This window comes from Bacillus zhangzhouensis, from assembly GCF_000715205.1.
Taxonomy (GTDB): Bacteria; Bacillota; Bacilli; order Bacillales; family Bacillaceae; genus Bacillus; species Bacillus zhangzhouensis.
In genome coordinates this window covers 124,962-135,699 of record NZ_JOTP01000009.1, presented here as the reverse complement: position 1 = coordinate 135,699, position 10,738 = coordinate 124,962, and the positions used below count along the sequence as shown (strand labels likewise).

Sequence of the window (10,738 nt, the reverse complement as noted above, 5' to 3'; positions counted from 1 at the left end):
TCCATATCATTAAATTTAATGGCAATAAGGTTTTTAATTTTAATTGTACATAGTATGTCTGAGCATTTCTTGCTGCTCTCTTTGCATTCGGTATGGATTGCCGTACCCGTGCTTTAAAGAATGCGGAATGGATGCATACCCGTGCCCCACTGACGGAAACCTCATATATGGTGACATCGCCATTCATTGATCACCTCACAATCTCCTTTTACGGTTATCATATGTGCAGGTGCTCAATGTGGAGCGTGTCTAAACCTGGTCCTTCTCCCTAGTATAACAATCAAGCATTGCAAGCATCTTAAACATGTCAATCTCCTCCTTTTCATTTTTTTCTTTTCCTGTTTTAGTTCATATACTTTAGTTGTTTCTGCTTCATTTCTTCATAAAAGGTTTCGACTTGTTGTTCATAAAGAACGGTTTCCATGTCTTTGTATTTACGCTGGATCGTCAATGTAATAAAAAATAAATGGATTGTCATCTACGCTCACCTCCCTTCAAGTTCGCAGCACGCGAATAGCCCGCAGATCTTCTTTATCAGTTGACCTGCGGGCACACAAAAATGCAGATCAAAAGACAGTGTCTTTCAACCTGCGATGGATGATACGTAAAAAATCCTCGTTTACTTAAACAGTTTTAAAGCGTGCACCGTAATAGGTAAAGGAAGGACACGAGCTCTTCCACAGGCTGATGACATGATGAAATTGTTTGTTGAATTGATCACAAGTAGATACGAATAACATATTCTTCAGCCTCCTTTACGTTTTTAATTACTTTGTAAGTATATCCAGCAAGCACCATTTTGTAAACCTGTTTTTAGTCATTTAGGTTTTTTTTGTACTTTTGACTAAATTTCTACAGTCATTTTTGGCCGATTGTCCAATACAATAAAAAAGCCCCCTCATCACATGAGGAGACTTTTCGGATTAATCTTCATCTAGTTCTTGCAGTTTTTTTTGAAAAAAGATCGCACGTTTTACACAAAGAAAAGCTGCTAATAAGAACATACAATCTACTGCCATCATCAGCATTTTTGGAGATCCTTCGATGTGCTGGTTAGGTAAGATCGTACCAATATATAAAAAGGCGCTGACAGCAAGCAAAATAAAAGCGTACTGCTTGTAATCTGTCACTAAACCACTCCACTTTTCCTTCACTTGTTTCACCTTCCCGTAATCAATGTCTATTCATAGCTTAACATAGTGAGAGAAAGCGAGGGGCATGTAAATCTATCCATTCGCCAGTGCGTTCAGCCCTTGTTCAATATCATGTAATAAGTCATCAATATCCTCAATACCGACTGAAATGCGAATTAAACCATCTGTGATACCAAGCTCTTCTCGGCGCTCTTTTGGGATGGATGCATGAGTCATTCGAGGAGGGACAGAAATTAAGCTTTCAACCGCTCCAAGGCTTTCTGCTATTGTAAACAGCTTAAGCTGACTTAAAAACACATCGACATTTTCTTCTTTTCCAATATCAAAAGAAATCATCCCGCCGAAGCCTGTTGCTTGTGTTTTCGCGAGTTCGTGACCTGGGTGGGCACTCAAACCTGGATAAAAGACACGTGTGATTGCTGGATGTTGTGCTAAAAATTCGGCGATTTTCTGCGCATTTTGTTGATGTGCTTCCATTCTTAGTCCAAGCGTTTTCATCCCTCTCATGAGAAGCCACGAATCCTGCGGTCCAAGAATACCGCCTGTAGAGTTTTGAACAAAGTGCAGTTCTTCTCCAAGCTCTTTCGTTGCTGTCACGACAAGTCCACCCACAACATCACTATGGCCACCTAAATATTTTGTGGCACTGTGCAGGACAATGTCAGCCCCATATTCAATTGGCTTTTGGAAATACGGCGTAAAGAATGTATTGTCGACAATCATCAAGATGTTGGCTTCTTTTGTGATGTGGCTGATGGCTTTTAGATCGGTCATTTTAAGTAAAGGATTGGTCGGTGATTCAATGTAAATGGCTTTTGTTTCAGGTAAAACCGCTTTTTTCACCGCTTCTGGATCACTAGTATCAACAAAGGTAGCCTCAATACCAATACGATTGAGCACCTTCGTGATGACTCGGTAGGTTCCGCCGTACACGTCGTCTGTCAGAACAATATGATCTCCACTGTTAAACAGCATCATCACTGCAGTAATGGCAGCCATCCCCGAACCGAATGCGTAGCCATTTGCTCCACCTTCAAGGTCACGAATGACTGTTTCCAGTGCCGTTCTTGTTGGATTCGCTGTTCTGGAATATTCATATCCTGTATGTTCGCCTGCTTTCGGCTGCTTGTAGGTGCTCACTTGGTAAATGGGTACAGACACAGCGCCTGTTTTTTCATCACCAGTTGTTCCGCCATGAATCATCATTGTTTTTGGTTTCATTCTATTTTCCTCCCTCATAAATTCCTTTACTTAAATACCGCTCACTGCTGTCAGGAAAAATGGTGACAATAACTGTCCCAGGTGCTGCCTTTTTGGCTTCCTCTAAAGCGGCAAATAACGCAGCGCCAGAAGAGCTTCCGAGCAGAATGCCTTCTCTTTCAGCGGCTACTTTCACCATTCGAAAAGCATCATCATCACTGACGGTGTAAATCTCATCAAATAAAGACGATTCCATATAGTCTGGAATAAATTCAAGGCCAATTCCTTCCGTTCTATGCGGGCCCGGTTCCCCCCCATTTAAAATCGATCCTTCTGGTTCCACAACAACCGTTTTTAACGCCTTATTTTGCTCTTTTAAATAGGCGGCACATCCTTGAAAAGTCCCGCCAGATCCTGCTCCTGCCACGAATACATCAATATTCCCTTGTAAGTCGGACCATAATTCTGGACCAAGTGTTCTATAGTAAGTCAATGGATTTACTCGGTTTTTAAATTGTAACACGCAATAGGCATTGTCAAGGCTTGCCTCTAGTTCAAGAGCTCGATCAATTGCACCCTTCATGCCTTCTTTTCTTGGTGTATGAATAATCTCTGCACCAAGCGCCTTCATCAGTTGTTGTTTTTCTTGACTAAAATGTTCTGGTACAAAAAAAACGGTTCGCAATTGATGCTTTCTGGCACTTAGGGCAAGCCCGATTCCTGTGTTTCCGGCAGTTGCTTCAATAATGGTTCCGCCTGGCCGCAATTTGCCAGATGCCAATGCTTCTCTAATCAGCATGTCACCTAAACGATCCTTAATACTTCCACCTGGATTCATCATTTCAAGCTTTGCATACACCTCAACACCTTCCGGGATGCCAATCCCTGACAGCTTTAAAAGCGGTGTGTGGCCAATTAATTCTGTAATATCCTTTATGACAGCCATATGTTTCCCTTCCTTTGCATGGAAAAGAAGGGGGAAACCCCTTCTTTTATTGTGTTTGCTTTATCATACGCAGGACAAGGTCTGTTGAGTGAATCGCTGCTTGCTCAAGAAATTGATCAAAGGAGATATTGGATTCTTTCCCCGCAATATCCGATAGCGCTCGAACGACAACAAATGGCGTTCCAAAGAGCTGGCACACTTGCGCAACGGCCGCTGCCTCCATTTCCACCGCATATAGCTCTGGAAACTTCTCTCTCACAAACGCTACACGATTCGGATCATTCATAAACGAATCTCCTGTTGCAATCGTTCCTTTTGCCACTTGAATATGATCGATCTCTAAAGCAGATTCCTCTGCAAGTTTCACAAGCTTTTCATCTGCGACAAAAGCAGCTGGCAATCCTGGCACTTGTCCGTATTCGTAATCAAAGATTGTGACATCTACATCATGATGTCTGACATCTGTAGATATGACAATATCACCTACATTTAATGAGTGATGAAAACCGCCAGCAGATCCAGTATTGATCACATAATCTGGCTGAAAACGGTCAAGCAGAAGTGTTGTGCTGACCGCCGCATTCACTTTTCCAATCCCTGATTTTAATAAAATTACTTCTTTATCTTCATAAACACCTGTTGTAAATTCACACCCAGCGATGTTTTCTTGTGTTGCATTCTTTAGTTGATCTCTTAAAATCGTGACTTCTTCTTCCATTGCACCTATTACTGCGATTTTCAAATCAAAAACATCCTTTCATTCCCTTTTCTTCGCCTCTACGATCCAAACAAAATCATTCATTTGATGAAAGGATGTGCTAAAACCTTCTTCTTCGAAGATTTGCTTTAACACATCAATCGATGGATAGTATTCAGTTTCTAAATCCTCTGCAAGCTGGTCGAATCCAGCGGCTTTGGCTTTGTCGATTTCAGCTTGATGTGCTGCTTGATTTTGAAACATTGTATCAGCAAAGACTATTTTATCATCTGAATGAAGGATGTTGCCATAGGTGTGAATGGCTTGTTTTTTTTCTTCGTCCGTTAAATGGTGGAAAGCGTATGAGCTAACGATCGTATCGGGCTCAAATGGTGGCGCTGGAAACGATAAAAAGTCCCCATCATGAAACACATTTGGTACTCCTTTTTGAAGAGCTGCTTTCTTCATGGCATCTGATGGTTCAACGCCAAACACGGTTTTATCTGCTTTAAGCAGCGCCGCCGTTAGATTACCCGTGCCGCTTCCAAACTCAAGGACATATTGACCTGAACGTCGAGCAATCTCTTTTAAAATGGCCGGATACCGGCGAAATACTTCTTCATACTGCTCATCATGACCACTTACAGTGTCGTCATAAGACTCAGCCCAATGATCAAATAAAGAAAGAAACTCACGTCCCATTTTCTTTCCCTCCACTTTATCTATTTATTCCTATGTGTATAGTATGTTTTATTCCATCGAACAGTTCTTATCCTACCACAACTTCTGTTTCTTTCCTACTAAAAAATACTGGGAGGGGTAGAAAAATATTTGCCCTTTTGAAAGAGAGAGATTAAGATGAATGAAGAGCATGGAGGGGTGAATGAAATGGATTTTCAACTGGATTTTTTAAAGGACAAAATTGAATTTTTTGAGGCAACGTCTTTAAAAGAGCTTGAACATAAGATCCAAACACAAATTGAACATAATCAGGCGATCCTGCTAACCGTTCATTCAGTGAGTCATCAAACGACTGTGATCGATGACCGGATTTTGTATACAGCGGTTGTTCATTTTAAAGCGAATGTCTAAATAAAAAAGAAGACAAAGGGCTAAAATAAAGATTATTTTAGCCCTTTGTCAACAATCTGAAAGATAGCATAACTGCTATCTTTTTTTCATACTTATTTTAATTTTTCAACCTTCTCAGGTTTCCACCCTTTTCCATCCACCCACGTAATTTCTACGCGATAGCGTTCACCTGTTGATTTATCACGGATGGTTCCTTTTGCATCTTGAGGTCCTCCGTTATTTCCTAACCAAAGAACAGTCATTTGATCCTCTGAAATTCCTGTCGCATAGGACATGGCTTTGATCATTTCTTTCCAGTCTTTTGAGTTAGAATCATAGGTCGCTGTATGTGAACCGGATTGCTCTGTTCCTACAGGCTCCCAGTCATCGTTTTCGTATGTTTTGTCTACGTCACTCGTTTTACCACCGTCTGTTTCTTTGGCATCTTTTAACGCATCTTTACTTGGCTCTTTTTCATCATCTGTTTTCTTCGAATCGTCGTCTTGATCGGATGAGTCATCTTTTTTTGCATCTGAATCATCGGATGTGTCTTTCTTTTGATCTTTCACATCTTCTTCTGAGTTTTGTTTATTTTCACTCGTTGCAGGTGCCGTTTTCGATGGTGCATCTGCTACATCTGGATCTTTCGGTTTATTAAAGATTAACAAACTCGTTGCGACAACCAAAATAAGTACCACAACGATACCAATTAATATGTTAAGCACCATGTTCGCCTTTCTGCGCTTATCACGATGTTCAAATCGAGAATTTCTACTCAAAATCTCTGCACTCCTTTGCCTCTGTTCCCTAAGTCGTTACTATTCTAACATGACATGAAGGGATGTTCTATGTCTGTTTCTTTTCAATTTGATTGACCTTTTTTACAATATCATAAAACGCATCATTTGTCTTAGCCCGGCCACTTGTCTCGTCAAGGTGAACAACGACAAGGGCGTATTTTGGTTTTTCCACCGGAAAGTATCCAGCAAACCACTTATGATAAAGTGGATTCCCCTTTTTGTCTTTACTGCCGGTTTGAGCAGTACCTGACTTCCCCGCCACATCGAATGGCAAATCTTGAAACCTTCTTCCTGTTCCTTTTTCAGACGTCACCACCTGCCTTAAGTACTTTTGCAACTTTTGGGCTGTATAGCGGTCAATGCTGTCTCCTTCAGATCGTTTGTTTTGAAAGGATAGCATCGTTGTTCCGTTTTGATACAGCACTTTATCTACAATTCTCACTTCTTTTCGTTCTCCGCCTCTTGCGATCGTTGCCATCATATTGGCGATTTGCAAAGGAGTCGTTTTGACATTTTTTTGACCTATCGCTGTTTGCGCAATGGCTTTTTTGACATGCTTGTCTCTTTTATCTCCCCACACACTGCCTGTTTCTTCACGATCGAACTGTTTGAATTGCTGTTTATGGTATACATCCCCTTCCCAGCCAGCTCGATCAATGAGTCCAAGCTTTGAAGCCGTCTTTTCGATGATTTGATCATCTGTTTGGATGAGCTGACCAGCGAGTGTTGCAAAGGTATAATTACAGCTTTGCGCAAAGCTCTCAGACAAATTCAACACTTCCTGTTTTCCTTCTGGCTCTCCATATAAATTCTTTCGACAGTCATACATGGTTTGTGGCTGGTCGAGATTTTTTTCGATCGCTGCGGCAAGCACGGCTGTTTTAAATACGGAGCCTGGTGCAATGGCTGTTAGCATGTAATTTCTTGCTTCATGCCGGTTTTTACTTGTGACATTTGGAGTACTCGCCATGGCCAGCACACCGCTATTTTGAATATCGAGCAGAACAGCTCCGCCTTTTTCGACACCTTGTTCTTTTAGAACCTTCTCCATTTCAGCTTGCATGTCTTCATCCATTGTTGTCTGAACCTGAAGCGGATAAAACGAATGAGCTTCTGCTGTATATTTGACGTCCATCCCAAACAAAGGGTTTCCCCTTCCATCCACATGATATAACAATTTTGTGTCTTGCTCGGGTAATAGAAATTCGTCAAAGGTACTTTCCAGCCCGAATGTACCGATTTCTGTTCGGATTGAAAGCTCTTTTTTATCAGGATAACGCTTTCTCAGTAATTCTGGATTCTCGCTTGTAAAGCCTAATGTGTGGAGGGCAAGTCTTTTTTTGTCCTTCTCTTTCATATATACGCCGTAAACACCTGAATATTTCATATCATTGATGTCTTTCAGCTTTTTTTTCGTCATGTCCTCTTTTAGAATGAGAGGTTTTTTGGTTTCTGTTAGCTGTTTTTTGAGTTCGTTTTCTTCCATTTCAAGAATAGAGGCGGTTTGCTTTAAATGAGGAAGATCATATTGTAGAAAAGGAAATAAGATGACCGCAGGCTGTTCTTTTGTGAGAAGCGCTTGGCCATTTCGGTCTAAAAATTCGCCGCGTCCGTCTGAAATGACCACTTCCTCTGTTCGCTGTCTGACACTTTCTTGTATTAAATTGATATCGAGTTTTGAAAAAGATTCTGTGAAAAACAGCTGAATTTCTGCCAGTCTAATAAGAAGACCGAGCAGCAGGATAAAAATAATGGCACCTGTCCATTGAATTCTTCTTTTTTTGCGCATAAAAACACCTCGTCCCTATTGTGGACGAGGTGTTTATCGTATAAACGTGATTATGAAATTTTTACAATTTGGACGAACATTTCTCCGCCAGGTGTTTGAACGGTTACTTTGTCATCTACTTGTTTGCCTAATAGGCTTTTTGCAATCGGTGAGTCGTTTGAAATCTTTCCTTCAAACGGATCAGCTTCTGCACTTCCAACAATCGTATAAGACTCTTCTTCTCCGTCCGGTAATTCAACGAATGTCACCGTTTTACCAAGTGAGACAACATTTGAGTTCCCCTCATCTTCGATAATTTTGGCATTACGAATCATATTATCAAGCGTTGTGATACGACCTTCTACAAACGCTTGCTCTTCTTTAGCAGAATCATATTCCGAGTTTTCAGAGAGGTCTCCAAAGCTTCTAGCGATTTTAATACGCTCTACAACCTCTTTACGTTTAACCGTTTTCAAATATTCAAGCTCTTCTTCTAATTTACGCTTTCCTTCTTCTGTCATTGGAAATACTTTCTCGTGTGCCATGAATCATTCACTCCTTCTATTAATCCTCATCATACAAGCTTTCTGCATGTGAGTGACGACTGAAATATACAAGAATGAGGACATGTTCAGGCCCTCATTCCTTCTGTCCCATATTCGTAAAAGTCCATCTTACATGGCGTCCCTTTTAGATGCAACTATTATGCCTTTTATTTTGGCAGGACCACTAGCGGTCTAAAGATAATGTATCTTCATCGCACAAACTGTGGAAAGGCACAGGAAGCTCCTGTACCTCGTTCGGCCATTTCGATCATATGTAGAAGAATAGCTTATCCATTCTTCATCTTCCAATACATAATATGGTCAGTGTACGATATGTCTATGCTATATTATTACAAAATTGCATTTTGATCAAGAATTGTTTGAAAATTTGTGATGATTTGTTTGTCGTTTTTTTAATATACTTTTACAACTTCATTTTTTCACTATATAATAGTGATTTTTCTACTTCTGCTTTTCTTCATTGTTTTCCTATCATATTAAATCTTTCATTCAATGTTTTGCTTCTCAAAATGCTTCAGTTTCATCTACCACTAGAAATAAGTGAAATATTGGTTTTTACTCTCTTCTTCGTAATCATGATGTTGAAAAGACCTTTACATTGTAAAGGTCTTTTTCTTCTTCACCATTTACTCTCCGCGGTTTTGAAGAATCGTTTGAATCTTTGTCACCATGAGGTCGATCGCTACATGGTTTTGGCCGCCTTCTGGGATGATGATGTCAGCGTATCGCTTTGTCGGTTCAATGAATTGATTATGCATCGGTCTGACAACAGATACATATTGTTCGATCACGGAATCGATCGAACGGCCTCTTTCCTTCGTATCGCGTAAAATGCGGCGAATGATGCGAAGATCTGCATCTGTATCCACATACAGTTTAATATCCATTAAGTCTCTAAGACGTTCATCTTCTAGTGCAAAGATGCCTTCAACGATGATGACATCCTTTGGTTCAACATGTACAGTCTCTTCTGCACGTGTATTTAGTTTAAAATCATAAATTGGTTTTTCAATGGATTCGTATCTTAGCAGCTGTTCCAAATGCTCAAACATGAGGTCATTGTCGAATGCAAGCGGATGATCATAGTTCGTGAGCAGGCGCTCTTCAAATGGCATATGACTTTGATTTTTGTAATATAAATCTTGCTGAAGCATGAGGATGGAATGTCCTTTAAATTGTTCATAGATGGAATTGGTGACGCTCGTTTTACCTGAACCCGAGCCGCCAGCAATTCCAATCACCACTGGTTTTCTCCCCATGGGTCTGTTATTTCCCCTTTCTCATCATGTTGCTAGGGTATACTTTTTGATCAAGCTTAAATTTCACAATTTGCAGCGGATGGCGAGCGGCATCTAGCTCATTCCCTTTTTCATCCCAAATTTTATCGATTTTACAAGTGAAATTCTCAATTTCTGGTCCGAAGAATTCGACTTCATCGCCAGCTTTAAAGAAGTTACGCTGCTGCAATGTCACGATTTGTTCTTTTTCATCATAATGAAGAACAAGACCTGCGAAGTCAAATGTTGTTTTCTTTCCATGAATGCCAAACATTTGTTCATCAGTTCCTGGTACACCTTCGAAAAAGGCCGGAGCTGTGTCACGGTTTGCACATTTATCTAATTCATCTAACCATTCCTGCTGAATGACAAAATTGTCTGGATCAGCACAATAGGCATCGATGACTTTGCGGTACACACTCACAACAGTTGCTACATAATGAATTGATTTCATCCGTCCTTCGATTTTTAAGCTGTCAATTCCCATTTCAATCATTTGAGGAATGGATTCGACAAGCTTTAAGTCTTTTGGGCTCATCGCAAATGGTGCATCTTCTTCACCGAATAATGGTGCTTCCTCAGAACCTTCTAGTTTATAAAGATCATAATCCCAGCGGCAAGACTGGCAGCAGCCTCCGCGGTTAGAATCTCTTGCTGTCATATGGTTACTAAGCACGCAGCGGCCAGAGTAAGCAATACACATCGCGCCGTGAATGAACGTTTCGATTTCAATATCGACCTTTTCTTTCATTTCTATAATTTCTAGCGCACTTGTTTCACGTGCAAGCACCACACGCTCAAGCCCTTCTTCCTTCCAAAACTGAACAGCCTTCCAATTTGAAAGAGATTGCTGCGTGCTTAAGTGAACTTCCAGCTTTGGCGCCACACGTTTACATGTTTCAATGATCAGTGGATCAGCCACAATAATTCCCGCTACACCAGCACCTTCAATCCCTTGAAGATATTCCTCTAGCCCGTCCATGTTTTCATTGTGGGCAAATATATTCGTTGTCACATAAATTCGCGCACCATATTTGCTTGCAAATGAGACGCCTTCTGCCATTTCTTCAATTGAAAAGTTATCAGCATTTGAGCGAAGTCCAAACTCTTTCCCGCCAATAAAGACGGCGTCTGCTCCGTAATGTACAGCAATTTTCAGCTTTTCCAGGCTCCCTGCTGGTGCAAGCAGTTCTGGTTTTTTTGTAATGACACGTTTTCCATCAATCATTTCAGAAATACCATCCTTTAAAAGTGCCATT

13 protein-coding genes are annotated in these 10,738 nt (G+C 40.7%); 1 reads left to right on the top strand and 12 read right to left on the bottom strand.

Features of this window, described 5'->3' with window-relative positions:
* Positions 1-39: 39 nt before the first annotated feature.
* The 7 genes from BA70_RS20175 to BA70_RS09880 all read right to left on the bottom strand — a co-directional run bounded on the left by BA70_RS20175 (position 40) and on the right by BA70_RS09880 (position 4,699).
* The gene (locus BA70_RS20175; RefSeq protein ID WP_160171273.1) at positions 40-183 is read right to left on the bottom strand and encodes a hypothetical protein; all 144 of its coding nucleotides are present in this window, start codon (positions 181-183) and stop codon (positions 40-42) included.
* 160 nt (positions 184-343) lie between these two features.
* Positions 344-478 carry a YrzI family small protein gene (locus BA70_RS19485; protein WP_078061696.1) on the bottom strand — a complete coding sequence of 45 codons (135 nt, stop codon included), beginning with the start codon at positions 476-478 and terminating at the stop codon, positions 344-346.
* A gap of 445 nt (positions 479-923) precedes the next feature.
* Complete coding sequence (locus tag BA70_RS09900; RefSeq protein ID WP_034321423.1) at positions 924-1,154, bottom strand: YrhC family protein; 231 nt, start codon at positions 1,152-1,154, stop codon at positions 924-926.
* Between the two features lie 72 nt (positions 1,155-1,226).
* Positions 1,227-2,375 (bottom strand): bifunctional cystathionine gamma-lyase/homocysteine desulfhydrase, encoded by a 1,149-nt coding sequence (locus BA70_RS09895; protein WP_034321420.1) that lies wholly within the window; start codon positions 2,373-2,375, stop codon positions 1,227-1,229.
* A gap of 1 nt (position 2,376) precedes the next feature.
* A complete protein-coding gene (locus tag BA70_RS09890) occupies positions 2,377-3,300 on the bottom strand; it encodes a PLP-dependent cysteine synthase family protein (RefSeq protein ID WP_034321418.1) in 924 nt (307 codons plus the stop codon).
* A gap of 46 nt (positions 3,301-3,346) precedes the next feature.
* Positions 3,347-4,042 carry a 5'-methylthioadenosine/S-adenosylhomocysteine nucleosidase gene (mtnN, locus tag BA70_RS09885; protein WP_034321416.1) on the bottom strand — a complete coding sequence of 232 codons (696 nt, stop codon included), beginning with the start codon at positions 4,040-4,042 and terminating at the stop codon, positions 3,347-3,349.
* 15 nt (positions 4,043-4,057) lie between these two features.
* Entirely contained in the window at positions 4,058-4,699 is a 642-nt protein-coding gene (locus BA70_RS09880; RefSeq protein ID WP_034321414.1) for a class I SAM-dependent DNA methyltransferase, read from the bottom strand.
* A gap of 186 nt (positions 4,700-4,885) precedes the next feature.
* Between BA70_RS09880 and BA70_RS09875 the strand changes: the two genes are divergently transcribed.
* Positions 4,886-5,089 carry a YrzA family protein gene (locus BA70_RS09875; protein WP_034321437.1) on the top strand — a complete coding sequence of 68 codons (204 nt, stop codon included), beginning with the start codon at positions 4,886-4,888 and terminating at the stop codon, positions 5,087-5,089.
* 92 nt (positions 5,090-5,181) lie between these two features.
* On the opposite strand, the gene BA70_RS09870 is transcribed toward BA70_RS09875, so the two are convergent.
* The 5 genes from BA70_RS09870 to BA70_RS09850 form a co-directional block, all read right to left on the bottom strand.
* Positions 5,182-5,847 carry a YrrS family protein gene (locus BA70_RS09870; RefSeq protein WP_034321411.1) on the bottom strand — a complete coding sequence of 222 codons (666 nt, stop codon included), beginning with the start codon at positions 5,845-5,847 and terminating at the stop codon, positions 5,182-5,184.
* Between the two features lie 67 nt (positions 5,848-5,914).
* Complete coding sequence (locus BA70_RS09865; RefSeq protein WP_034321409.1) at positions 5,915-7,657, bottom strand: peptidoglycan D,D-transpeptidase FtsI family protein; 1,743 nt, start codon at positions 7,655-7,657, stop codon at positions 5,915-5,917.
* Positions 7,658-7,707: 50 nt separating this feature from the next.
* Positions 7,708-8,181, bottom strand: coding sequence for a transcription elongation factor GreA (gene greA, locus BA70_RS09860; RefSeq protein WP_034321407.1), 474 nt, complete (start codon positions 8,179-8,181; stop codon positions 7,708-7,710).
* 647 nt (positions 8,182-8,828) lie between these two features.
* Positions 8,829-9,461: a uridine kinase gene (gene udk, locus BA70_RS09855; protein WP_034321405.1), complete on the bottom strand. Its 633-nt coding sequence runs from the start codon at positions 9,459-9,461 to the stop codon at positions 8,829-8,831.
* 7 nt (positions 9,462-9,468) lie between these two features.
* The gene (locus BA70_RS09850; protein WP_034321403.1) at positions 9,469-10,737 is read right to left on the bottom strand and encodes a peptidase U32 family protein; all 1,269 of its coding nucleotides are present in this window, start codon (positions 10,735-10,737) and stop codon (positions 9,469-9,471) included.
* Position 10,738: the final 1 nt, after the last annotated feature.

Coding starts and splice junctions, on each gene's coding strand:
- greA (WP_034321407.1), bottom strand. CDS start 8,181: ATGGCACACGAGAAAGTATTTCCAATGACAGAAGAAGGAAAGCGTAAA.
- BA70_RS09890 (WP_034321418.1), bottom strand. CDS start 3,300: ATGGCTGTCATAAAGGATATTACAGAATTAATTGGCCACACACCGCTT.
- BA70_RS19485 (WP_078061696.1), bottom strand. CDS start 478: ATGACAATCCATTTATTTTTTATTACATTGACGATCCAGCGTAAATAC.
- udk (WP_034321405.1), bottom strand. CDS start 9,461: ATGGGGAGAAAACCAGTGGTGATTGGAATTGCTGGCGGCTCGGGTTCA.
- BA70_RS09850 (WP_034321403.1), bottom strand. CDS start 10,737: ATGGCACTTTTAAAGGATGGTATTTCTGAAATGATTGATGGAAAACGT.
- BA70_RS09865 (WP_034321409.1), bottom strand. CDS start 7,657: ATGCGCAAAAAAAGAAGAATTCAATGGACAGGTGCCATTATTTTTATC.
- BA70_RS20175 (WP_160171273.1), bottom strand. CDS start 183: ATGGCGATGTCACCATATATGAGGTTTCCGTCAGTGGGGCACGGGTAT.
- BA70_RS09895 (WP_034321420.1), bottom strand. CDS start 2,375: ATGAAACCAAAAACAATGATGATTCATGGCGGAACAACTGGTGATGAA.
- BA70_RS09875 (WP_034321437.1), top strand. CDS start 4,886: ATGGATTTTCAACTGGATTTTTTAAAGGACAAAATTGAATTTTTTGAG.
- BA70_RS09880 (WP_034321414.1), bottom strand. CDS start 4,699: ATGGGACGTGAGTTTCTTTCTTTATTTGATCATTGGGCTGAGTCTTAT.